Origin of the sequence: Mycobacterium sp. 1482292.6 (assembly GCF_001672995.1) — a bacterium.
GTDB lineage: Bacteria > Actinomycetota > Actinomycetes > Mycobacteriales > Mycobacteriaceae > Mycobacterium > Mycobacterium europaeum_A.
Window position 1 is genome coordinate 18,375 of record NZ_LZKV01000071.1, and the last position, 22,126, is coordinate 40,500.

Here is a 22,126-nt window from a genome sequence, read left to right on the forward strand (position 1 = left end):
ACCGTGCCCGCCGAGAAGGGTCAATTTCTCTGGTACATACCGAATACCGTCGAGCCGGGCCATCGAGGCGATGACACCGTCGACGGCTGGGGAAGCCTGGACTATTCGGTCGACCTGGCGCTCCGCGCCGAGCAACACGGCTGGGAAGGCGCGCTGATCGGCACCGGCTGGGGCCGGCCGGACACGTTCACGGTGGCGACGGCGATCGCCGCGCGCACCACCAACTTCGCGCCACTGGTGGCGGTCCGCCCGGGGTATTGGCACCCGGCGCATTTCGCCAGTGCGGCGGCAACGCTGGATCGGCTCAACAACGGCCGGCTGCTGGTCAACGTCGTCAGCGGGGCCGATGACCTGGCCGCCTACGGCGACCCGGAGGTCGACAAGGCGCGCCGCTACGACCGCACCCGCGAATTCATCCGCCTGGTCCGCCGGTTGTGGAGCGAGGACGACGTCACCTTCCGCGGCGAGTTCTACCGTGTCGAACACTCGACGCTGCAGCCGCGCCCGACCGGTGCGGACGAAGGCCGGCACCCCAAGCTCTACTTCGGTGGGGCGTCGGAGGCCGCCGAGCAGGTCGCCGCGACCGATGCCGATGTCCAACTGTTCTGGGGCGAGCCGCTGGACGGCATCGCCGAACGCATCGACAGGCTGAAGTCGTTGTCCGACAAGCTCGGTCGCGAGCACGCGCCACTGGAGTTCGGCCTGCGTGTCACCACCCTGGTGCGCGACACGTCCGAGGAGGCCTGGCGCGACGCCGAGGCGAAGGTCGCCAAGCTGGCCGGCACGCCCACGATGATGCTGCTGCACGACCCGGCGGGGTCCGCGGGCCAGCGGCGGCTGACCGATCTCGCCGGGCGGGGAGAAGTGCTGGATTCCTGCCTGTATACGACGCCGAGCAAATACGGCGGCGAGGGCGCCGGGACGACGTGGCTGGTCGGGTCGGCCGTCGAGGTCGCCGCCGCGCTGCGCAAATACGCCGACCTCGGGGTCACCCACTTCGTGTTGTCGGACACCCCGTACAAGTCGGAGACGGTCCGGCTCGGCGAGCAGTTGTTGCCGCTGCTGCGCCCCACCACCGTCCCGAACTGACCGCCTCAGAGCAGCGCCAGCCCGACGCCCGCCGCGCTGGCCAGACACATCGACGGCCCGTGCGGCACCGTGGCCGTGCCGTCGCCCGGAAGCCGGGCCGCCATCCCCAACGCCGCGGTCAGCAGCGGCGCCGCCAGCGCCGCCAGGAACCATGCGCCCACGCCGAAGCACCCGGTCAACGCGCCCAGGCCGAGGGCCAGCTTGACGTCACCGGCGCCCATTGCGCCCCGCGACGCGCAGTGCACGGCGAGGTAGATCGCGGTCAGCGCGACGGTTCCGGCCGCCGCCGGCGCGCCGCGGCCGGCCAGGGCGGCGGCCGCCAGAATCGTCGCGGCCCCGGTCAGCGTCAGCGCGTTGGGCAGCCGGCGCTCCCGGATGTCATAGCCGCTCAACGCCGCCAGCCAGGCCAGCACCAGACACGCCGCCGCAATTCGCATGCGCGGCAGGCTAATCCGGTGCGGCCACCGCGCAAGTCATGGCCTCGCGCGGCGCGGGCCGCCCGGTGAACTGTTCCACCTGCGCGAAGGCCTGGTGCAGCAGCATCTGCAGACCACTGATCACCCGGCCACCGGCGGCGCTCACCGCGGCGGCCAGCGGCGTGGGCCACGGGTCATAGACGGCGTCCAGCAGCACGCCGATGCGTCCGAAGGTGCCGGCATAGCGCGCGGCCACGTCCGCCGGGATGGTGCTGACCAGCACCTCGGCGCCCGCCACCTCGTCGGCCAGCCCCCCGCCGTCCAGGTCGCAGAACCGGGTCGGCACACCCAGTTCGCCGCCCAGCTCGACCAGCCGGGCCGCCTTGCCGGGGTTGCGGGCCACCACGGTGACGCCGGCGACGCCCAGTTGGGCCAGGCCGGCGACGGCCGCCGGAGCCGTGCCGCCCGATCCACAGACCAGCGCCCATCCAGAGGCCCCACCTGTTGACGCCAACGCCCCACTGACGCCGTCGATGTCGGTGTTGTCGGCCCGCCAGCCGGTCGGCGTGCGGACCAGGGTGTTGGCCGAGCCCACCCGCCGCGCCCGCTCGGTCCGCTCGTCGGCGAAGCGCAGGGCGGCGAACTTGCCGGGCATGGTCACCGACAGCCCGACCCATTCCGGCCCGAGGCCGCCCACCACGCCGGGCAGCTGCTCGGCGTCGCACTCGATGCGCTCGTAGGTCCAGTCATCCAGGCCCAGCGCGCGGTAGGCCGCCAGGTGCAACTGCGGGGACTTCGAGTGGGCGATCGGCTTGCCGAGCACGGCCGCCTTGCGCGGCGCCGGGCTAGCGGGGGGTGCTGTCGAGGACACCGTTGTGCTTAGCCAGCTCGATGTTGGCCAGGTGTTGTTGATAGTCGCGGGTGAACAGCGTCGTGCCCTGCGCGTCGATGGTGACGAAGTACAGCCAGTCACCGGGCTGCGGGTGCTCGGCGGCGTTGAGCGCGTCGGTGCCGGGCGAACAGATCGCGGTGGCCGGCAGGCCCTGCGACACATAGGTGTTCCACGGCGTCTTCTGGGCCCGGTCGGCGTCGCTGGTGGCCACCTCGCGGCGGTCCAGCGGGTAGTTGACCGACGAGTCGAACTCGAGCGTGTGGTGGGCGTGCAGCCGGTTGTAGATGACCTGCGCCACCTTGGCGAAGTCCTGGGAGTTGGACTCCTGCTGCACCAGCGACGCCACCACCAGGATGTCGTAGGGCGACAGGCCCATGGCCTGGGCGGTGTCCACCAGCCCGGACTTGACGTACTCCTCGGCGCCGGCGCCGATCAGGGTGGCCAGGATGGCCTCGGGCGACGCGGACGGATCGATGTTGAAGGTGCCCGGCCCGATCAGCCCCTCGATGCGGCGGTGGTCCTTGCCGAGTTCACCGACGGGTTCGGTGGCCCATGCCGGCACCGCCAACGCCAAGGGAGAACTGTTGGTGGCGGCGGCCCGCAGGCCCTCCACCGGGACGCAGCGGGTGTCCCCGTCCAGGTCGACGCAGGTGGCGCGCGAGATCAGCGTCAGGATTCCCGGCGTCACCACGTTGGTCTTCATGTCGGTGGTGTCGTCGAGCTGACGGCCTTCGGGGATGACCAGCCGGCCCACCCGGCTCTTCGGGTCGGTCAGCCGCGCGACGGCGTTGGCGGCCGGGATCTCGGTGCGCAGCCGGTAGAAACCCGGCTGGATCGCGTTGATGGCGCTGTTGCCGTGCGCGGCGTTGACGAACGCCCGCACCGTCTTGATGACCTGCTGTTTTTGCAGCGTCTCACCGATGTTGGTGGTCGAGTCACCGGCCTGGACCTGAATCACCAGGTCCCGCTTGCCGCTGCCGGTGTAGTCGTCGCCGGGCCCGAACAACGTGTGCCACAGCTTGCCGCCCGCGAAGACGCCGGCGAGCACCACCACGACGAAGATCGCCAGCGCGACCTTGCCGGCGAAGCGCCGCCGCCGGCGGCCCCGCTCGGCCTTTCGGGCGACCCGGCTCGACCTGCGCCCCGACGGCGCGCCCACCGCCTCGGGCTCGGCCCGTTCCCGCCGTGCGCTGTCAACCATCGCTGAGCTCCCCCGCCACCGCCGCGCGGCGCTGATCCAGCCAACTCTGCAGGATCGCCACCGCCGCGGCCTGATCGATCACCGCACGCTGTTCTTTGGCCCGCATCCCGGCCGCGCGCAGCGAGCGCTGGGCGGCCACGGTAGTCAGCCGCTCGTCGGCCAACCGCACCGGCACCGGGGCGATGCGCTGGGCCAACGCGTCGGCCACCTCGATCGCGTCGAGGGCCACGGGCCGGTGCGATCGGCCAGCGTGCGCGGCAATCCGACCACCACCTCGACGGCTTCGTATTCGGCGACCAGCGCGGCCAGCCGCCGCAGGTGCTTGCCGTTGCGGTCGCGGCGCACGGTCTCCACCGGGGTGGCCAGGATGGCGTCGGGGTCGCTGCAGGCCACGCCGATGCGCACGCTGCCCACGTCGATGCCGAGCCGTCGTCCCCGGCCGGGGTCCTGGTGAGGATCGCCGGGCCGGTCAGGCGAGCGGTGCTGTGTCAAGACCACTCAATCGACCCGCGCTATCACGGCGATCTCGGACCGTACCGCGTCGAGCGCTGCGTCGATGCCCGCCGGATCCTTGCCGGATCCCTGCGCCAGGTCCGCCTTGCCACCGCCGCGGCCGTCGACGGTCGCCGCGAGCTGCTTGACCAGGTCGTTGGCGCGAAGCCCCAGGTCCTGGGCGGCCGGATTGGCAGCGACGGCGTAGGGCACCGACCCGCCCTCGCCCTCGGCGATCAGCGCGACCACCGCGGGATCGCTGCCCAGCTTGCCGCGGATGTCGCCGACCAGGGAGCGCAGATCGCCCGCCGTCATCCCGCCGGACATCCGTTGCGCCACCACCCGGACGTTACCGATGCGCTCCGCGCCCGCCGCGGCGTTGGTCGCGGCGGCCCGGGCGCCGGCCAGCCGGGCGCGTTCGAGTTCCTTTTCCGCCGCCTTGAGGCGCTCCACCAGGTTGGCCACCCGGGCGGGCACCTCGTCGGAGGGCACCTTCAGCGTCGACGCCAGCCCCGCCATCAACGCGCGTTCCTTGGCCAGGTGCCGGAACGACTCCAGCCCGACGTAGGCCTCCACCCGGCGCACCCCGGAACCGACCGAGGATTCGCCCAGGATGGTCACCGGCCCGATCTGCGCCGAGTTGTGCACGTGGGTTCCACCGCAGAGCTCCAGCGAGAAGGGGCCGCCGATCTCCACCACGCGCACCTCGTCGGGGTAGGCCTCGCCGAACATGGCCATCGCGCCCATCGCCTTGGCCTTCTCCAGCTGCTCGGTGAACGTGTGCACCTCGAAGTCGGCCTGCACGGCCTGGTTGGTCACCTCTTCGACCTGAGTGCGCTGCTCTTCGGACAGCGGCCCCTGCCAGTTGAAGTCGAACCGCAAATAGCCGGGGCGGTTGAGCGAGCCGGCCTGAATGGCGTTGGGGCCCAGCACCTGTCGCAGTGCCGCGTGCACCATGTGGGTGCCGGAGTGGCCCTGGGTGGCGCCGCGGCGCCACTGCGGGTCGACCGCCGCGACGACGGTGTCGCCCTCGACGAACTCGCCGGACTCGACGTTGACCCGGTGCACCCACAGGGTTTTGGCGATCTTCTGCACATCGGTGACCGCGGCGCGGGCGGTCTCGCCGGCGCCCGTTCCGCTGATGGTGCCCTCGTCGGCGATCTGGCCGCCGGCCTCGGCGTACAGCGGCGTGCGATCCAGCACCAGTTCGACGCGGTCGGCCCCCTCGGTGCCGTGGGTGACCACCGGAACCCGCTTGCCGTCCACGAAGATGCCCAGAATCCTTGCCTCGGAAGTCAATTCGTCAAATCCGGTGAACTCGGTCGGCCCGGCGTCGACCAGCTCGCGGTAGGCGGTCAGGTCGGCGTGGGCGTGTTTGCGCGCGGCGGCGTCGGCCTTGGCGCGCCGGCGCTGCTCGGCCATCAGTTCCCGGAAGCCGACCTCGTCCACGTGCAGGCCGGCCTCCGACGCCATCTCCAGCGTGAGCTCGATCGGGAATCCGTAGGTGTCGTGCAAGGTGAAGGCGTCCGCGCCCGAAATCGACTTCGCGCCAGAGGATTTGGTGGTGCCGGCCACCTCGTCGAACAGCTTCGAGCCCGCCGCCAGCGTGCGGTTGAACGCGGTCTCCTCGGCGACGGCGATGCGCCGGATCCGGTCGAAGTCGGCGACCAGCTCGGGGTACGACGGCCCCATCGCGTCGCGCACCGTGGCCATCAGGTCGCCGACGATGGGCCCCTCGATGTCGAGCAGCCTGGCCGAGCGGATCACCCGGCGCAGCAGCCGGCGCAGCACGTAGCCGCGGCCGTCGTTGCCGGGCGTGACGCCGTCGCCGATCAGGATGGCGGCGGTGCGGCTGTGGTCGGCGATCACCCGGTAGCGCACGTCGTCGTCGTGGTTGCCCACGTCATACCCGCGGGGCGCCCGGGCGGCGGCGGTGTCGATGACCGGGCGCAGCAGGTCGGTCTCGTAGACGTTGTGCACGCCCTGCAGGATGAACGCGACCCGCTCCACGCCCATGCCGGTGTCAATGTTCTTGCGCGGCAACGGCCCCAGGATCTCGAAGTCGGCCTTGCCGGTGCCCTCGCCGCGCTCGTTCTGCATGAACACGAGATTCCAGATCTCGATGTAGCGGTCCTCGTTGGCGATCGGGCCGCCCTCGATGCCGAACTCCGGCCCGCGGTCGTAGTAGATCTCCGAGGACGGGCCGCACGGGCCGGGGATGCCCATCGACCAGTAGTTGTCTTCCATGCCGCGGCGCTGGATGCGATCGGAGGGCAGGCCGGCGATCTCCTGCCACAGCTGCACGGCCTCGTCGTCGTCGAAAAAGACCGTCGTCCAGATGCGTTCGGGATCCAGGCCGTAGCCGCCCTGCTCGACGCTGTTGGTCAGCAGGGTCCAGGCCAGCTCGATGGCGCGGCGCTTGAAATAGTCGCCGAACGAGAAGTTGCCCGCCATCTGAAAGAACGTGTTGTGTCGGGTGGTGATACCGACCTCGTCGATATCGGGCGTGCGGATGCACTTTTGGATGCTGGTGGCGGTCGAGTACTCGGGAGTGCGCGCGCCCAGGAAGTAGGGCACGAACTGCACCATGCCCGCGTTGACGAACAGCAGGTTGGGGTCGTCGAGGATCACCGATGCGCTCGGCACCTCGGTGTGGCCCGCCTTCACGAAATGATCAAGAAACCGCTTCCTGATCTCGTGTGTCTGCACTTTCCAGCCCGCTTCTTTCCGTTACTTCGACGTCTGGCTCCCAGCCTATTCGCCGGGTGTGAGAAGCCCATCTAACGACGCATTTCGACCGCTCACAGTACCTGCCCCGGCGCGCCGGGCGTCCGGCCGCTAACCCTCCAGAAAGCTCAGCCGGACCGAGCGTTGGGGGTTGTCCCGGTTCAGGTCGACCAGGACGATGCTTTGCCACGTGCCCAGCATCGGCTCCCCGCCCGAGACCGGCACCGTCACCGACGGCGCGACGAGCGCCGGCATCACATGGTCGGCGCCGTGGCCCGGGGAGCCGTGCGAGTGCCGGTACCGGTCGTCGCGCGGCAGCAGCCGTTCCAGCGTGTCGACCAGGTCGTCGTCGGAACCGGCACCCGTCTCGATGATGGCCACCCCCGCCGTGGCGTGCGGGACGAACACGTTGCACAGGCCGTCCCCGCGCGACCAGCAGAACCCGCGCACCGCTTCGGTGAGATCGACGATGCGGCGGCGCGAGGTGTCCACGTCCAACACATCGGTATGCACTCGGACAAGCCTACGGCCCGACCGTCGCGACCAGCCAATCGTTTGTGAGCGCGGCCACAGTTGGGCATTGCGGCACGCAACCGGCAGGAGGAAGGTAACTGGTGGGACCGGTGGCGCCACCGGGTCCCGTTAGTTGTCAAGCCCCGACACAGAGAGGGGTCGACCGTGTACGCACGTTCCACCACCATCCAGGCGCAACCCCTGTCGGTCGACATCGGAATTGCGCACGTTCGCGACGTCGTCATGCCCGCCCTCACCGAGATCGACGGGTGCGTGGGGCTGTCGCTGTTGGTCGACCGGCAATCCGGCACCTGCATTGCGACCAGCTCGTGGGAGACCATCGAGGCGATGCGCGGCAGCGCCGAGCGGATCGCGCCCATCCGTGACCGGGCCGCGCTGATGTTCGACGGCAGCGCGCGGATCGAGGAATGGGACATCGCCCTGCTGCACCGCGACCACCCGTCCCGACAGGGTGCGTGCGTGCGCGCCACCTGGCTCAAGGTGGTGCCGGATCAGCTCACCCGGTCGCTGGACTTCTACCGGTCCTCGGTGCTGCCCGAGCTGGAGGACCTCGACGGGTTCTGCAGCGCCAGCCTGCTCGTCGACCACCCCGCGTGCCGCCGGGCGGTCACCTGCTCCACGTTCGACTCGATGGAGGCGATGGCCCGCAACCGCGACCGGGCCAGCGAACTGCGCAGCAGGCGGGTGCGCGAGCTGGGCGCCGAGGTGATCGACGTGGCCGAGTTCGAGCTGGCCATCGCCCACCTGCGGGTGCCCGAGCTGGTCTAGCCGGGCAATCAGGCTGGGCCTAGGGCAAGGCGTCGCCGGGGAACCCGCGGCAGGCGTGCACCTCGTAGGTGAAGACGCCCGCGGCGACCCCGGGGTCCTCGCTCATGATCCCGGTGGTCTCGTCGACCGTCGCGGCGAAGACTCCGACGCCGCAGACGTCGGACTCGTCGCTGACCGGCAGGACCACCGCGAGCACCCCGTCGTCGCGCAGCCCGAAATTGCGCCGGCCGTGCTCCCAGATCACGCCGACCGACGACTCGTCGCCGAACCTGGGGCCGCGCTTGAGGATGACGACGCTGTAGGGCTTGGCGGTGGGCAGCAGCCGGCCCATCTCCTCGTCGGTGAAGACCTTCATGACCGTCCCCTCTTGTTGCGGATGATCGCGCGCAATCGGTCCAGCCGGCCGGTCATTTCGCGTTCACCGCCGCGGCCGGTGGGGCGGTAGTAGTCGACACCGACCAGCTCGTCGGGTGGATACTGTTGCGCGACAACGCCATCCGGGTGATCATGCGAGTACTTGTAGCCCTGCGCGTTGCCCAGCCCGGCGGCGCCCGAATAGTGCCCGTCGCGCAGGTGCGGCGGAACCAGTCCGGCCTTGCCGGCCCTGATGTCGCTCATCGCCGCACCCAGCGCCGTGGTGACCGCGTTCGACTTCGGCGCGGTGGCCAGATAGACCGTGCAGTGCGCCAGGGTGAGCTGCGCCTCGGGCATGCCGATCAGCGCGACGGTCTGCGCGGCCGCGACCGCCACCTGCAGCGCGGTCGAGTCGGCCATGCCGATGTCCTCGCTGGCCAGGATCATCAGCCGGCGCGCGACGAACCGCGGGTCTTCCCCGGCGACCAGCATGCGGGCCAGGTAGTGCAGCGCGGCGTCGACGTCGGAGCCGCGGATCGACTTGATGAAGGCGCTGATGACGTCGTAGTGCTGGTCGCCGTCCCGGTCGTAGCGCACCGCGGCCTCGTCCAGGGACTGCTCGACGGCGGCGACGGTCAACTCGCCACCGGGTTCGGCCGCCCGCACAGTTTCGGCGGCGACCTCCAGCGCCGTCAGCGCGCGCCGGGCGTCGCCGGCGGCCAGCCGCACCAGCAGGTCGACGGCCTCGGGGGCGACGGCGATCTGACCGCCCAGCCCGCGCGGGTCGTCGATCGCGCGCTGCACCACCGCGCGGATGTCGTCGGCGCTCAGCGGCCGCAACTGCAGGATCAGCGAGCGGGACAGCAGCGGCGCCACCACCGAGAAGCTGGGGTTCTCGGTGGTCGCCGCGACCAGCAGCACCACCCGGTTCTCCACGGCCGACAGCAGCGCGTCCTGCTGGGTCTTGGAGAACCGGTGCACCTCGTCGATGAACAGCACCGTCTGCTCGCCGGACAGCAGCGCCCGGCGCGCGGTATCGATCACCGCCCGAACGTCTTTGACACCGGCCGACAGGGCCGACAGCGCCTCGAACCGGCGGCCGGTCGCCTGCGAGATCAGCGCGGCCAGCGTCGTCTTGCCGCTGCCGGGGGGCCCGTACAGGATGGCCGATGCCACGCCCGAGCCCTCGACCAGGCGGCGCAGCGGGGACCCGGGCGCCAGCAGATGGTCCTGCCCGACCACCTCGTCCAGCGATGCCGGACGCATCCGCACCGCCAGGGGGGCGCCGCCCGACACGCCCAGCCCGTGATCGGTTGGCTGCGACGCGCCGGGTAGGTCAAACAGACCGTCGGACACGGCTTCAGGCATACCACGACCGGCCGACGCCCGCGCCGGCCCAGGCACGCAGCCGGCCCCGGCTACGGGCCCCCACCCGGCTACGGGGCGCCGCCCCGGCCCGCGTTCAGCGTCGGTGACGCGTTCGGCTGGGCCTGGAACGCATTCACCAAAAACCCTGTGGCGCTGATCGTTTCGGCTCTCGTCTACGGGGTGCTGTTCGGCATCGCGTCCGCCCTGGTCGGCCTGAGTCAAAGCGTGGGTTCCACCACGAACAGCTCCGACGACGACTACTTCACCTTCACTGCGAACCTCAACGGCGGTGGGCTGGCGCTGCTCATCCTCGGCTATCTGGTCGCCTACCTGGTGGGGGCGTTCGCCCAGTCCGCTTTCCTGTCCGGCTGCCTGGATCTGGCCGACGGACGGCCGGTGTCCATCGGGTCCTTCTTCAAGCCGCGCAACTTCGGCACGGTGTTTCTGGCCGCGCTGCTGGTCGGCATCCTCACCTCGATCGCCTCGGCGTTGTGCTTCCTGCCCGGGCTGATCCTGGGGATCTTTGCCCAATTCACCATCCCCTACGCCATCGACCGGTCCGAGCAGCCGATCAAGGCCCTCACCTCCAGCTTCTCCACCGTCACAGCGAACTTCGGCAACGCCCTGCTGGTCTGGCTGGTCGAGGTGGCGCTGTTCTTGGTGGGCTTCCTGGTGTGCGGCGTCGGCCTGCTGGTGGCGGCCCCGGTCGCCTCCCTGTTCGGGATCTACGCCTACCGCAAGCTATCCGGCGGACATGTGGTCCCGGTGCAGCAGGCGGGATACCAGTCCGGTCCGCCGCCCGGGCCCGCGCCGGCCTAGCGCCGCGCGCAGGTCTTTCGATTACGGCCGCGCTCGCCGCGTTTGCGGTGCGCTGCGCCGGGTCGGCGCGTGTGATGGGATCGGCGATTATGAACATCAAAGTGGCGCTGGGGCTCCCCTCCGGCCACACCTTTGATTGGCCTTTGCCGACATGACATTCGGCACCGGCGCACCGGCTGGACCCGGCTCGATGGCGGGCACCGCACGCTATGACGCCGACCGGCTGCTGGCCGGCTACCGCGCCGCGCGCGCCCAGCAAGCGCTGTTCGACCTGCGGCACGGCCCGGCGAGCGGCTACGACGAATTCGTCGACGGGGACGGCAACGTCCGCCCGGCGTGGGGCGAACTGGCCGACGCCATCGCCGAGCGTGGCCGCGCCGGGCTGGACCGGCTGCGCTCGGTGGTGCGCGACCTGATCGACAACGACGGCATCACCTACACCGACGTCGAGCCCGGCGGCCGGGCCCTAGAGCCCAGACCCTGGCAGCTGGACACCCTGCCGATCGTGCTGTCCGCGGCCGACTGGGAGGTGCTCGAGGCCGGCCTGCTGCAGCGGTCCCGGGTGCTCGACGCGGTGCTGGCCGACCTGTACGGGCCGCGCAGCCTGCTCACCGAGGGCGTGCTGCCCCCGGAACTGCTGTTCGGTCATCCCGGCTACGTGCGCGCGGCCAACGGCATCGAAATCCCGGGCCGTCACCAGCTTTTCATGCACGCCTGCGATGTCAGCCGACGACCGGACGGCGCCTTCATGGTCAACGGCGACCGCACCCAGGCCCCGTCCGGCGCCGGGTACGCGCTGGCCGACCGGCGCGTCGTCGCGCACTCGATTCCCGACCTCTACGAACGAATCGCGCCGCGGCCCACGACACCGTTCGCCCAGGCGCTGCGGCTGGCGCTGATCGACGCCGCACCCGATGACGCCCAGGACCCCGTGGTGGTGGTGCTGTCGCCGGGCATCTACTCCGAGACCGCGTTCGATCAGGCCTATCTGGCCACCCTGCTGGGTTTCCCGATGGTGGAAAGCGCCGACCTGGTGGTGCGCGACGGCATGTTGTGGATGCGCTCGCTGGGCACCTTGAAACGCGTCGACGTGGTGCTCCGCCGGGTCGACGCCGACTACACGGATCCGCTGGACCTGCGCGCCGACTCCCGGCTCGGGGTGGCCGGTCTGGTGGAGGCGCAGCACCGCGGGACGGTGACCGTGGTCAACACCCTGGGCAGCGGGATCCTGGAAAACCCTGGGCTACTGCGCTTTCTGCCCGCCATGGCCGAGCACCTGCTGGCCGAAACCCTGCAGCTGCCCACCGCGCAGGTCTATTGGGGCGGCATCGCCAGTGAACGCTCACACCTGCTGGGCAAGCTGTCGTCGTTGTTGGTGAAGTCCACGGTCGGCGCGGAAACCCTTGTCGGCCCGGCGCTTTCGTCACACCAGCTGAGCCGGTTGGGCGCGCGCATCGAGGCGATGCCCTGGCAGTGGATCGGCCAGGAGCTGCCGCAGTTCTCATCCGCGCCCACCGACCACGCCGGCGTGCTGTCGTCGGCGGGCGTCGGCATCCGGCTGTTCACCGTCGCCCAGCGGGGTGGTTACGCGCCGATGATCGGCGGCATCGGTTATGTGCTGGCCCCCGGGCCGGCCGCGTATGTCTTGAAAACCTCTGCGGCGAAGGATGTCTGGGTGCGGCCCACCGAGCGGGCACGCGCCGAGGCGATCAGCCTTCCGACGCCGGAGGCACCGGCGAAGACGGCCGCGGGCACCTGGGCCGTCAGCTCGCCACGCGTGTTGTCCGACCTGTTCTGGATCGGCCGTTACGGTGAGCGCGCGGAAAGCATGGCGCGGCTGCTCATCGTCGCCCGCGACCGGTTCCACGTCTACCGCCACCATCAGCAGAGCGAGGAAAGCGAATGCGTGCCGGTGCTGATGACGGCGCTGGGCCGCATCACCGGCACCGACATCGCGGCCGACAGCGACGGCGACCACGCCGAGATGATCGCCATCGCCCCGTCCACGCTGTGGTCGCTCACCGTCGATCCGCACCGGCCCGGCTCCCTGGTGCAATCGGTGGAGGGTCTGGCGCTGGCGGCGCGGGCGGTGCGCGACCAGATGTCCAACGACACCTGGATGGTGCTGGCCGGCGTGGAGCGCGCGCTGGCGCTGAAAAGCGAACCGCCGCAATCGCTTTCGGAGGCCGACGCGCTGCTTACCGGGGCGCAGACTCAGACGCTGGCCGGCATGCTGACGCTGTCGGGGGTGGCCAACGAGTCGATGGTGCGCGACGTGGGCTGGACGATGATGGACATCGGCAAGCGGATCGAACGCGGGCTGTGGCTGACGGCGCTGCTGGGGGCCACCCTGACCGTGGTCCGCGGCGCCGCGGCCGAACAAACCATCATCGAGTCCACCCTGGTGGCGTGCGAGTCCTCGGTCATCTATCGGCGCCGCACGGTGGGCAAGGTCAGCGTTGCCGCTATGGCCGAACTGATGCTGTTCGACGCGCAGAACCCGCGGTCGCTGCTGTACCAGGTGGAGCGGTTGCGGATCAACCTCAAGGACCTGCCCGGCTCCTCGGGCTCGTCGCGCCCGGAACGGCTGGTGGATGAGATCGGCACGCTGCTGCGGCGGTCCCATCCCGCCGAGCTGGAACGGGTCAGCGACGACGGCCGCCGCGCCGAGTTGGCGGAGCTGCTCGATGCGGTGCATGTCGAGCTGCGCAACCTGGCCGAGGTCATCACCACCACCCAGCTCACGCTGCCCGGTGGCATGCAACCACTGTGGGGTCCCGGCGTACGCCGGGCGATGCCGGCCTAGCCGGACGGCCATGCGGCCTAGCCGGCGATCGCCGCGGGTCCCCTGGCCTCCGAGGTGATCTCGTCGATCACGGTGTGGATGAACTTCATCTTCTCGAGCACCGCGGCCGGCAGCACGAACGGGTAGAGGTCGTCGTGGCCCATCGAACGGTTCACCATGTTCAGCGACCACGACAACGGCAGCCACATGTCGATGATCGTCTGAAAAGCGCTGGGCCCCAAGACCGGCCGGTCGAAGGTCGCCGTCGCCGGTGCGAATCCGCACCACGCCGAGGTGTCCAGCGCGTCGCGGATGTGCAGGTAGTGGGCGAACGTCTCGGCCCAGTCCTCGGCGGGATGCATGGTCGCATACGACGACACGAAGTCGTCCTGCCATCCCTGCGGCGGGCCGTCGCTGTAGTGGCGGTCCAGCGCCGCCTGGTAGTCGGCGTCGGGATCGCCGAACAGCTCGTTGAACTGCGCCAGGTAGTCGCTCGACGGGGCGATCAAGCGGTAGAAGTAGTAGTGCCCGATCTCGTGGCGGAAGTGCCCGAGCAGGGTGCGGTAGGGCTCGTCCATCTCGACCCGCAGCTGCTCGCGGTGCACGTCGTCGCCTTCGGCCAAATCCAGTGTGATGACGCCGTTGTCGTGTCCGGTCATCACCTTCTCCTTGGCGCTGGACAGCAGATGAAACGCCAGGCCCTGCTGCGGATCCTCGTCGCGGCCGATGATCGGCAGCTTCAGCTCGTGCAACTCGACGATCAGCCGGCGCTTGGCCGCCTCGGCCCGGGCGAACTCGGCCAGCCCGGCGGTGTCGGCGTCGTTGGGGCGCACCGTGGTCAGCGAGCACGACTCGCACAGCCGGCCGTAGTTGTTCTTCGGCACCAGCCAATTGCACTCGGCCAGATGCAGGTTGCCGCACAGCTGGTACTCGTCGGCGTCCACGGCGCCGGCGTGCTCGCCTTCGTTGCCCCGGGCGATCACCAGCAGTGCCATCTGGTTGAGGGAGAAGCCCAGTGCGCTGCCGCACGACAGGCACGCCGAATTCTCGAATGCCAGACGCTGACCGCAGTTGGGGCAGTGGAAATCACGCATAAAGCACATCACCTTCGAAAGGCACCACGTCGACGGCGACGTCGATCACGCTGTGTTCTGAGTTGGTATAGATGATCCCCCGCAGCGGCGGGACGTCGGCGTAGTCGCGTCCCCGGCCCACGACGATGTAGCGCTCGTCGACCATCTGGTCGTTGGTGGGATCAAGCCCCAGCCACTCGAATTGGCCTGCCTGCTGCGGTGTCCACACCGCCGCCCAGGCGTGGGTGGCGTCGATGCCGATCATTCGATCCTTTCCGGGTGGCGCGTCGGTGGCCAGGTATCCGGAAACGTAACTGGCCGCCAGACCGTTGGCTCGCAGGCAGGCGATCGCCAGCCTGGCAAAGTCTTGACATACCCCTTCCCGGGCGGCCAGAACCTCTTTGACTCCGGTGGAAATCGTCGTCGATCCCGACCGGTAGGTGAAGTCGGTGAAGATGCGCGACGTCAGATCCCGCAGCACCTCGATCAAGGGACGGCCGGGGGTGAAACTGGCCGCCGCGTAGTCGCGGATCTCGTCGGTGATCTCGGGCGGATTCAGGTCCAGGGTGAACTCGGTCGCCAGCGCCCCGCTGCGTCCGACCGGACGGGCCGATTCCCACGGTTGGGCCGCCGGCCCGGCGCCGTACAGGTCCGGGCCGGGCGGGTAGACGTCGACGATCGAATCGCTGGTCACCTTCAGGGCGCGGTGCGGCTCGGTGACATGGAAGTAGGAGCTGACGTTGCCGTAGCTGTCCTCGCTGGTGGAGCTGTCGCCGGGGGCCGGCTCGATCATCAGCCGGTGCGCGACGCAGCGCTGCCGCAGCGAGTCGCGCGGGGTGAGGAATCCGCGACCGTAAGAGCTGGTCACGACGTCGGAGTAGCGGTACTCGGTGCGGTGGGTCACCCGATGACGGCGGGCGGCCCCGCCGCCGTGTCCGCCTGGTTCTGCTGGCAAGCGCGTCCTCCTGTCCACCGCTGATCTCATCACATGCCGGCCGCTCGCGTGGGGTCCGCAACCGCGCGGTCGGCCGCCGTTTGCCGATCCGGCGGCACTCACGCCAAAACGGGAGCACAATCGTGTTGTGGCCACGTGGGGCGAGGTCGCCCGCATCGTTGGTGAGCTGGCACTCACCTCCGAGCCGTCACCGCACGACTGGCGGGTCGGCAAGAAGTTGCTGGCCTGGGAGCGGCCGCTGCGGCCGTCGGAGCGTGAGGCGCTGGAACGCAACGGTCTCCCATCCCCACAGGGCGACATCCTCGGTGTCCGGGTGTCCGACGAGGGCGTGAAGTTCGCGCTGATCGACGACGAACCGCGGATCTACTTCACCACCCCGCATTTCGACGGCTATCCCGCGGTGCTGGTCAACCTGGCCGAGATCTCGGTGCGCGACCTCGAGGACCTGATCACCGAGGCGTGGCTGACCCAGGCCCCGCGCAAGTTGGTCCAGGAGTTCCTGGCCGACTCGCGCTGAATCGCTCACACGGTTCGAAGGTCGATGACCCGTTGCAGGTCATCGACGCAGGCGCTGACGACGTCCGCGAGGATCACCTGCGTCTTCTCCCGCGCCCCGGATTGCAGTTGCGCGGCGTGGTGGCGCGCCGAGGCCGTGTACGCGCACGCGCCCGCGGGGTCGGGATCGGCCAGCGCGGTCGCCGCCGCCAGCACCACCAGCACGGTGTGCACGGACTGCGGCAGGCGCTCGCGCCCGCCGTCTTCACCGGGTGCGACGGCGCGGACCAGCTGGAGCACCGAACCGGCCAACAGCGCCACGTGCACGGCCTGATGGTCGGCCGCCGAGATCGCCTCCCGCAGCCCCCAGCGCCGCGGCGCGATGGTGACGACGTGGCGCGCGGTGGTGCGCGCCTCGAGCAGCCCGCTGAGCTGTTCGTGCACCCGGTCGACGGCCGCCAGCGGCCAATCCGGCGGCGGCGCCTTGCGTCCGGCGGCGACGTCCGCCGCCCGCGCCATTACGTCGTGCAGCACGCCGAGCACCCCGACGCGCGCGTTGCGCAGCACCTTGCGCGGGTCTGCGGGGAACAGCAGGACGGCGAAGACGATGGCCACCGCACCACCGATCAGCGCGTCGAAGATACGTTCAAACCCGACGCCGCCGCGGTACAGCGCCAGCACCAGGATCGCCGACACCACCGTCTGGTTGGCGAACATCATCCCGTGCCCGATGAAGCCGCCCCCGATGAACACCGCGGCGCCCAGCGCCACCACGGCGGCGACCCCGATGGGCACGTCCCCCGGCCCGAGCAGGCCCTGCACCAGCGAGCCCACCCCGATGCCCAGGGTCACCCCGATCATCATCTGGATGGCGCGCTGCGCCCGGAGCACGTTGCTGGTCGACAACGACACCGCGGCGGCGATCGGCGCGAAGAACGGCTGCGGGTGCTGCAGGACGTCGTGGGCTAAATACCAGGACAGGCCCGCGGCCACCGCGGTCTGCACCAGGTTGAACCAGACCGTCCGCAGCCGCTTACTGCCGGCACGCGCGACCGCGGCAACCAACGAGGGCGCCGCCGGTCGCGAAGTGCCCACCGGCTAGGTCCGGATTAACTCGAACAGCGGGATCACCCGGCTGGTCTTGGCCTGGTACTCGGCGAAGCCCGGCGCGACGGCGGTGACCTTGTCGAAGAGCGCGGCGCGCTCGTCGGCGGGCAACTCGCGCGCGGTCACGTCGAACGCTTGCACCCCCTGCGGAGCGCCGACCTCGACCCGCGCCTGGGGGTTGGCCCGTAGGTTGTGCACCCAGGCCGGGTCCTTGGGCGCGCCGGCGAAGGAGCCGATGATGATGAGCTTGCCGTCGATCTCGAAATAGGCCAGCGGCGACACCCGGGGCTGGCCCGACTTGGCGCCGGTGGTGTGCAGCAACAGCAGGCTGGCGCCCTCGAACTGGCCGCCGACCTTGCCGTCGTTGGCCCGGAATTCGTCGATGATGCTCTTGTTGAATGCGTTGACGTTCTCGGCGTCAGGGGTTTGAGTCATGCCCGGTCAACCTTGCCCGGCTCGGCGTCTATTCCGCTCGACAAACACCCGGACACGGTAATGGGTTTTGACGGCGGCTGAAAGCCGCCGATGAAACGGCGACCTCACGGCCAGGCCGAGGCAAAGGTGATCACCAGGACATCGCGCTGGGCCGGCATCGAGCCGTCGATCGGCCGGATCGGGGACACTCCGTGCAGGGTGCGACGGTCGTCGCCCAGCAGCAACGCGCCGGGATCGGCCAGCGTCGTCACCAGCAGCTCTCGGCCGTCGGCGTCGCACACCGTGCTCTCGCCGCCGCTGGCGTTGCGCCGCCCCACCAGCAGGGAGCTGACCAGGGTGACGCCGTCGCGGTGCATGCCCTCGGGCGTCGGGCGCCCGCCCTGCTCCATCGAGGACAGGGTGCGAAACGGATGCACCTTGACGTTCCAGTTCACGACGTCGTCCAGGGCCGACGCGACCCGGGACAGTAGCCCGATCACCTTGTACAGCAAGGGATCCCCGGCGAACGCGGCCGTCAGCGGCTCAAACTCGCGCTGCCTGCCGACGTAGAGGGGGTTGGAGTCCTCCGGCTGCACGAACGTGTGCTCGGGAATGGGGCGCAGCGCCCCGTCACGAAACGAGTACTGGCCGTAGCGACGCAGCCGCCGCACCCCCAACTCCGCCGCGTACGCGTCGGGCGCCAGCCGTTCCCAGTGCCGGGCGAACCGCTTCCAGTCCTCACGCCCCGCACCCAGGCTTCGCTTCACCTCGACGGCGGGCAGCAGCGCGGCTCCGGCCATGGCAACCTGCTGGGCCGCGGCGGCCACCGGGTCGGCGTTCGCCCGCTGCACGGAAAGAATGCGGGTCACCGCGCGGGGATACCGCACCGGGCGAGCCGCAAACCCGCTCGCCTGCGGGGTAACGCTGCCGGGCCGGGCGCATCTCGGGCAGGATATGCAGCATGGCCGATCAACCCGAGGTGCGCAGCGACAAAATCACCGTGCCGCAACGCATGGACGCGAACCACGTGCGCGCGCTGGCGATGCAGAAGGCGCAACACAAGGTGAGGCGGGGCCACCGGGTGTCCGATCTGGAACTCGGTGACAGCAGCCCGGCTGGCGGCCAAGACGTGGAGTGGTCTTACACCTACCGAGTGGTATAGGCGCCGCTAACCGCGCCCGGGCTTGGCGTCTATCCCGGACTCCTTGCGCTGCTGCGCGGTGATCGGCGCGGGCGCCTCGGTGAGCGGGTCGACGCCGCCGCCGGTCTTCGGGAAGGCGATGACCTCGCGGATCGAGTCGACGCCGGACAGCAGCGCGTTGATCCGGTCCCAGCCGAACGCGATGCCGCCGTGCGGGGGCGCACCAAAGGTGAACGCCTCCAACAGGAATCCGAACTTCTCCTGGGCCTCGGCGTGGTCCAGGCCCATCACCGCGAACACCCGTTCCTGGATGTCGCGGCGGTGGATACGAATCGACCCGCCGCCGATCTCGTTGCCGTTGCAGACGATGTCGTACGCGTCGGCGAGCACGTTGCCGGTATCGGTCTCGATGTCGCCCTCGTGGCCGGGCTTCGGCGAGGTGAACGCGTGATGCACGGCGGTCCACGCCCCCGAGCCGACGGCCACGTCACCCGCGGCGGTCGCGTCGTCGGCCGGCTCGAACAGCGGCGGGTCCACCACCCAGACGAACGCCCAGGCGTCCGCGTCGATCATGCCCAGCCGGTGGGCGATCTCGCCGCGCGCGGCCCCCAGCAGCGCCCGCGACGGCTTCGGCGGACCGGCCGAGAAGAAGACGCAGTCGCCCGGCTTGGCCCCGACGTGGGCGGCCAGGCCGTCACGTTCGGCGTCGGACAGGTTCTTGGCGACCGGACCCCCCAGCGTGCCGTCGTCGGCGATCAGCACGTAGGCCAGTCCGCGGTGACCGCGCTGTTTGGCCCACTCCTGCCAGCCGTCCAGCGTGCGCCGCGGCTGTGATGCCCCACCGGGCATCACCACCGCACCGACGTATGGGGCCTGGAAGACGCGAAATGTGGTGTCTTTGAAGAACTCTGTGCAGTCGACCAGCTCGAGGCCGAAGCGCAGGTCGGGCTTGTCGGAGCCGAATCGCCGCATCGCGTCGGCGTAGCTGATCCGTGGGATGGGTCTGGGAATCTCATACCCGATCAACGCCCACAGCGCGGACAGGATCTCCTCGGAGATGGCGATGATGTCCTCGGCGTCGACGAAGCTCATCTCCATGTCGAGCTGGGTGAACTCCGGCTGGCGGTCGGCGCGGAAATCCTCGTCGCGGTAGCAGCGGGCGATCTGGTAGTAGCGCTCCATGCCGGCCACCATCAGCAACTGCTTGAACAGCTGCGGACTCTGCGGCAGGGCGTAGAACGAGCCGGGGTGCAGGCGGGCCGGCACCAGGAAGTCGCGCGCGCCTTCGGGGGTCGAGCGGGTGATCGTCGGGGTTTCGATCTCGACGAAGTCATGCTGGGCGAGCACCGACCGCGCCGCGGCATTCACTTTGGAGCGCAACCGGATTGCCTCGGCCGGCCCGTCGCGGCGCAGGTCCAGATAGCGATACTTGAGCCGCAGCTCCTCGCCGGCGGGCTCGTCGAGCTGGAATGGCAGCGGCGCGCTCTCCCCCAGCACCGTCAGCGACGTGGCGTTGACCTCGATGTCACCGGTGGCGATCTCGGGGTTGGCGTTGCCCTCCGGGCGGATCTCGACCACACCGGAGACCGCGACGCAGAACTCGGCGCGCAACCGGTGCGCCTGGGCCAGCACGTCCTCGGCGCGGAACACCACCTGGGCGATCCCCGAGGCGTCGCGCAGATCGATGAAGATGACGCCTCCGTGGTCGCGGCGGCGGGCCACCCAGCCCGCCAGCGTCACCTGCTGCCCGGCGTCGCTATTCCTCAGCGAACCCGCGGCATGACTGCGCAGCACAAAAGACTCCTCCTCTTCACCTGGCCAGAACGAGTGCCCAGTCTAAAGGAGGTAATTTCGGTGGCATCGCCACAGACGCTGCTACCAACATCGCCCTGGTCGGTCCCGGCGCCGTCGGCACGACGGCCGCCGCCCTGCTACATCGGGCCGGCCACTCCGTCATCGTGTGCGGGCGCACCCCGCGCGACGTGATCGAAGTGCGACCCGACGGCGCCGACCCGATCGTCGTGCCGGGTCCCGTGCACACCGATCCGGCCGAGGTGACCGGGCCGGTGGACGTCGTGTTGCTGGCCGTCAAGGCCACCCAGACCGAGGCGGCGGGCGGCTGGCTGGCCCGGCTGTGCGACGTCCACACCATCGTCGTGGTGCTGCAAAACGGTGTGGAGCAGGTCGAACAGGTGCAGCCGCTGTGCCCCCAATCGCCCGTCATCCCCGGGATCGTGTGGTACTCGGCCCAGATGCAGCCCGAAGGCTGGGTGCGGTTGCGCACCGAACCGGCCCTGGTGCTGCCCAGCGGGCCGTCGGCGGAGGCCGTCGCCGAGCTGCTGCGCGACGCCGGGTGCCGGGTGGACTGCGACCCCGATATCATCACCGCGGCCTGGCACAAGCTGCTCACCAATGCCCTGGCCGGCTTCATGGCACTGGCGCGCAGGCGGTCCGGGATGTTCCGCCGCGACGACGTCGCCGCCTTGGCGCGCCGCTACGTCGCCGAATGCCTGGCCGTCGCGCGGGCCGAGGGCGCCCGGCTGGCCGACGGCGTGGTCGACGAGTTGGTGGACATGTTCCGCAACGTCGCCGAGGACATGAGCACCTCGATCCTGACCGACGCCGAACATCAGCGGCGGATGGAATGGGACATCCGCAACGGCGTGATCATCCGCAAGGGCCGGGCCCACGGCCTGGCCACGCCGATCAGCGACGTGATAGTGCCCTTACTGGCCGCGGCCAGCGACGGCCCCGGCTAGATTGATTTCATGTTCCCCTGCGAGCGCGTGGATCTGAACTTCATCGACTCGGCACCGTTCGTCTTCAGCAACAGCGTCGACCTGGCCATCACCCCCGAGCAGCTTTTCGAGGTGCTCTCCGACGCCGGGTCCTGGCCGCGGTGGGCGAAGGTGATCACGAAGGTGACCTGGACCAGCCCGGAGCCGCGCGGGGTGGGGACCACCCGCGTCGTCGAGATGCGCGGCGGCATCGTCGGCAACGAGGAATTCCTCGCCTGGGAACCGTTCACGCACATGGCGTTTCGATTCAACGAATGCTCCACCCGGTCCGTGGCGGCCTTCGCCGAGGATTACCGGGTGCAGGTCATCCCGGGCGGCTGCCGGCTGACGTGGACCATGGCCCAGAAGCCGGCCGGCCCGGTGAAGCCGGCGATGGTCGTGGTGGGGCCGCTGCTGAACCTGGCCCTGCGCCGCTATCTGCGAAACCTGCGCAGCTACACCGACTCCCTTGCGACCCGGCAACGTTAGGAGAGCGTCGTGACCTTCAACGAGGGCATGCAGATCGACACCAGCACCGCGTCGTCGTCCGGTGGTCTGCGGGGAGTTCATGACGCGGCCGGGGTCGACGCCCAAAAACAGCGCCCCGATGAGAATGAGCAGCCCCAGGCCGCCACCCCCGACCGTCATGAACTCCCCGCAGACCAACACCGGCGGGTACTCGGCGCCCGGATTCGACCTGAGCCAGTGCAAGACCGGCG

22 protein-coding genes and 1 pseudogene are annotated in these 22,126 nt (G+C 70.0%); 9 read left to right on the forward strand and 14 right to left on the reverse strand.

The window, feature by feature from the left end; all coding sequences use genetic code 11:
- The first annotated feature begins 3 nt into the window (after positions 1-3).
- Positions 4-1,089 carry an LLM class flavin-dependent oxidoreductase gene (locus A5624_RS06710; RefSeq protein WP_066863504.1) on the forward strand — a complete coding sequence of 362 codons (1,086 nt, stop codon included), beginning with the start codon at positions 4-6 and terminating at the stop codon, positions 1,087-1,089.
- A 5-nt stretch (positions 1,090-1,094) separates the two neighbouring features.
- Here A5624_RS06710 and A5624_RS06715 read toward each other — a convergent pair whose 3' ends face one another.
- The 6 genes and pseudogenes from A5624_RS06715 to A5624_RS06740 all read right to left on the reverse strand — a co-directional run bounded on the left by A5624_RS06715 (position 1,095) and on the right by A5624_RS06740 (position 7,318).
- A complete protein-coding gene (locus A5624_RS06715; RefSeq protein ID WP_066863507.1) occupies positions 1,095-1,526 on the reverse strand; it encodes an A24 family peptidase in 432 nt (143 codons plus the stop codon).
- Between the two features lie 10 nt (positions 1,527-1,536).
- Positions 1,537-2,376, reverse strand: coding sequence for a shikimate dehydrogenase (locus tag A5624_RS06720; RefSeq protein ID WP_066863510.1), 840 nt, complete (start codon positions 2,374-2,376; stop codon positions 1,537-1,539).
- Complete coding sequence (mltG, locus tag A5624_RS06725; protein ID WP_066863513.1) at positions 2,351-3,598, reverse strand: endolytic transglycosylase MltG; 1,248 nt, start codon at positions 3,596-3,598, stop codon at positions 2,351-2,353. Before mltG ends, A5624_RS06720 begins: the two co-directional genes overlap by 26 nt.
- Positions 3,591-4,096 (reverse strand): annotated as a pseudogene (ruvX, locus tag A5624_RS06730) (Holliday junction resolvase RuvX). The gene mltG and the pseudogene ruvX overlap by 8 nt, the downstream one beginning before the upstream one ends.
- Complete coding sequence (gene alaS, locus A5624_RS06735; protein WP_066863516.1) at positions 4,097-6,799, reverse strand: alanine--tRNA ligase; 2,703 nt, start codon at positions 6,797-6,799, stop codon at positions 4,097-4,099.
- 129 nt (positions 6,800-6,928) lie between these two features.
- Positions 6,929-7,318: a secondary thiamine-phosphate synthase enzyme YjbQ gene (locus A5624_RS06740; protein WP_197497906.1), complete on the reverse strand. Its 390-nt coding sequence runs from the start codon at positions 7,316-7,318 to the stop codon at positions 6,929-6,931.
- 177 nt (positions 7,319-7,495) lie between these two features.
- On the opposite strand from A5624_RS06740, the gene A5624_RS06745 reads away from it, so the two are divergent.
- On the forward strand, positions 7,496-8,119 hold the full coding sequence (locus tag A5624_RS06745; RefSeq protein ID WP_066863523.1) for a hypothetical protein: 624 nt from the start codon (positions 7,496-7,498) through the stop codon (positions 8,117-8,119).
- A gap of 19 nt (positions 8,120-8,138) precedes the next feature.
- Here A5624_RS06745 and A5624_RS06750 read toward each other — a convergent pair whose 3' ends face one another.
- Both A5624_RS06750 and A5624_RS06755 read right to left on the reverse strand, forming a co-directional pair.
- Positions 8,139-8,474 (reverse strand): hypothetical protein, encoded by a 336-nt coding sequence (locus A5624_RS06750; RefSeq protein WP_066863527.1) that lies wholly within the window; start codon positions 8,472-8,474, stop codon positions 8,139-8,141.
- Entirely contained in the window at positions 8,471-9,841 is a 1,371-nt protein-coding gene (locus A5624_RS06755; RefSeq protein WP_066863530.1) for a replication-associated recombination protein A, read from the reverse strand. The genes A5624_RS06750 and A5624_RS06755 overlap by 4 nt, the downstream gene beginning before the upstream one ends.
- A 147-nt stretch (positions 9,842-9,988) precedes the next feature.
- Here A5624_RS06755 and A5624_RS06760 point away from each other — a divergent pair, with 147 nt between their 5' ends.
- Both A5624_RS06760 and A5624_RS06765 read left to right on the forward strand, forming a co-directional pair.
- Positions 9,989-10,660, forward strand: coding sequence for a hypothetical protein (locus A5624_RS06760; protein WP_066863534.1), 672 nt, complete (start codon positions 9,989-9,991; stop codon positions 10,658-10,660).
- Between the two features lie 190 nt (positions 10,661-10,850).
- Entirely contained in the window at positions 10,851-13,466 is a 2,616-nt protein-coding gene (locus A5624_RS06765) for a circularly permuted type 2 ATP-grasp protein (RefSeq protein ID WP_156748882.1), read from the forward strand.
- A gap of 17 nt (positions 13,467-13,483) precedes the next feature.
- Here the strand turns inward: A5624_RS06765 and A5624_RS06770 are convergent, their stop codons facing one another.
- Both A5624_RS06770 and A5624_RS06775 read right to left on the reverse strand, forming a co-directional pair.
- Positions 13,484-14,539 carry a putative zinc-binding metallopeptidase gene (locus A5624_RS06770; RefSeq protein WP_066863539.1) on the reverse strand — a complete coding sequence of 352 codons (1,056 nt, stop codon included), beginning with the start codon at positions 14,537-14,539 and terminating at the stop codon, positions 13,484-13,486.
- A complete protein-coding gene (locus A5624_RS06775; RefSeq protein WP_082990508.1) occupies positions 14,532-15,503 on the reverse strand; it encodes a transglutaminase family protein in 972 nt (323 codons plus the stop codon). Before A5624_RS06775 ends, A5624_RS06770 begins: the two co-directional genes overlap by 8 nt.
- Positions 15,504-15,600: 97 nt before the next feature.
- Here A5624_RS06775 and A5624_RS06780 point away from each other — a divergent pair, with 97 nt between their 5' ends.
- Positions 15,601-15,990, forward strand: a complete 390-nt coding sequence (locus tag A5624_RS06780; protein WP_066863545.1) for an MmcQ/YjbR family DNA-binding protein — start codon at positions 15,601-15,603, stop codon at positions 15,988-15,990.
- A gap of 5 nt (positions 15,991-15,995) precedes the next feature.
- On the opposite strand, the gene A5624_RS06785 is transcribed toward A5624_RS06780, so the two are convergent.
- The 3 genes from A5624_RS06785 to A5624_RS06795 all read right to left on the reverse strand — a co-directional run bounded on the left by A5624_RS06785 (position 15,996) and on the right by A5624_RS06795 (position 18,289).
- A complete protein-coding gene (locus A5624_RS06785) occupies positions 15,996-17,063 on the reverse strand; it encodes an aromatic acid exporter family protein (RefSeq protein WP_066863548.1) in 1,068 nt (355 codons plus the stop codon).
- 3 nt (positions 17,064-17,066) lie between these two features.
- On the reverse strand, positions 17,067-17,510 hold the full coding sequence (locus A5624_RS06790) for a nitroreductase family deazaflavin-dependent oxidoreductase (RefSeq protein ID WP_066863551.1): 444 nt from the start codon (positions 17,508-17,510) through the stop codon (positions 17,067-17,069).
- 104 nt (positions 17,511-17,614) lie between these two features.
- Positions 17,615-18,289: a 2OG-Fe dioxygenase family protein gene (locus A5624_RS06795; RefSeq protein WP_066863574.1), complete on the reverse strand. Its 675-nt coding sequence runs from the start codon at positions 18,287-18,289 to the stop codon at positions 17,615-17,617.
- Between the two features lie 161 nt (positions 18,290-18,450).
- On the opposite strand from A5624_RS06795, the gene A5624_RS06800 reads away from it, so the two are divergent.
- Positions 18,451-18,651, forward strand: coding sequence for a hypothetical protein (locus A5624_RS06800; protein ID WP_066863554.1), 201 nt, complete (start codon positions 18,451-18,453; stop codon positions 18,649-18,651).
- Between the two features lie 6 nt (positions 18,652-18,657).
- Here the strand turns inward: A5624_RS06800 and aspS are convergent, their stop codons facing one another.
- The gene (gene aspS, locus A5624_RS06805) at positions 18,658-20,424 is read right to left on the reverse strand and encodes an aspartate--tRNA ligase (RefSeq protein WP_066863558.1); all 1,767 of its coding nucleotides are present in this window, start codon (positions 20,422-20,424) and stop codon (positions 18,658-18,660) included.
- A 65-nt stretch (positions 20,425-20,489) separates the two neighbouring features.
- Here aspS and A5624_RS06810 point away from each other — a divergent pair, with 65 nt between their 5' ends.
- The 3 genes from A5624_RS06810 to A5624_RS28080 all read left to right on the forward strand — a co-directional run.
- Positions 20,490-21,389, forward strand: coding sequence for an oxidoreductase (locus A5624_RS06810; RefSeq protein WP_197498168.1), 900 nt, complete (start codon positions 20,490-20,492; stop codon positions 21,387-21,389).
- 9 nt (positions 21,390-21,398) lie between these two features.
- A complete protein-coding gene (locus tag A5624_RS06815; protein ID WP_066863564.1) occupies positions 21,399-21,896 on the forward strand; it encodes an SRPBCC family protein in 498 nt (165 codons plus the stop codon).
- 9 nt (positions 21,897-21,905) lie between these two features.
- The coding region (locus A5624_RS28080) for a hypothetical protein (RefSeq protein WP_156748880.1) at positions 21,906-22,126 on the forward strand (221 nt) is incomplete at its 3' end.

Bases quoted from the DNA above. Each gene is read 5' to 3' on its own strand.
- A5624_RS06715 (WP_066863507.1), bottom strand. From the start codon at position 1,526: ATGCGAATTGCGGCGGCGTGTCTGGTGCTGGCCTGGCTGGCGGCGTTG.
- mltG (WP_066863513.1), bottom strand. From the start codon at position 3,598: ATGGTTGACAGCGCACGGCGGGAACGGGCCGAGCCCGAGGCGGTGGGC.
- A5624_RS06750 (WP_066863527.1), bottom strand. From the start codon at position 8,474: ATGAAGGTCTTCACCGACGAGGAGATGGGCCGGCTGCTGCCCACCGCC.
- A5624_RS06755 (WP_066863530.1), bottom strand. From the start codon at position 9,841: ATGCCTGAAGCCGTGTCCGACGGTCTGTTTGACCTACCCGGCGCGTCG.
- A5624_RS06765 (WP_156748882.1), top strand. From the start codon at position 10,851: ATGGCGGGCACCGCACGCTATGACGCCGACCGGCTGCTGGCCGGCTAC.
- A5624_RS06770 (WP_066863539.1), bottom strand. From the start codon at position 14,539: ATGCGTGATTTCCACTGCCCCAACTGCGGTCAGCGTCTGGCATTCGAG.
- A5624_RS06775 (WP_082990508.1), bottom strand. From the start codon at position 15,503: ATGAGATCAGCGGTGGACAGGAGGACGCGCTTGCCAGCAGAACCAGGC.
- A5624_RS06790 (WP_066863551.1), bottom strand. From the start codon at position 17,510: ATGACTCAAACCCCTGACGCCGAGAACGTCAACGCATTCAACAAGAGC.
- A5624_RS06795 (WP_066863574.1), bottom strand. From the start codon at position 18,289: ATGGCCGGAGCCGCGCTGCTGCCCGCCGTCGAGGTGAAGCGAAGCCTG.
- A5624_RS06800 (WP_066863554.1), top strand. From the start codon at position 18,451: ATGGCCGATCAACCCGAGGTGCGCAGCGACAAAATCACCGTGCCGCAA.
- A5624_RS06815 (WP_066863564.1), top strand. From the start codon at position 21,399: ATGTTCCCCTGCGAGCGCGTGGATCTGAACTTCATCGACTCGGCACCG.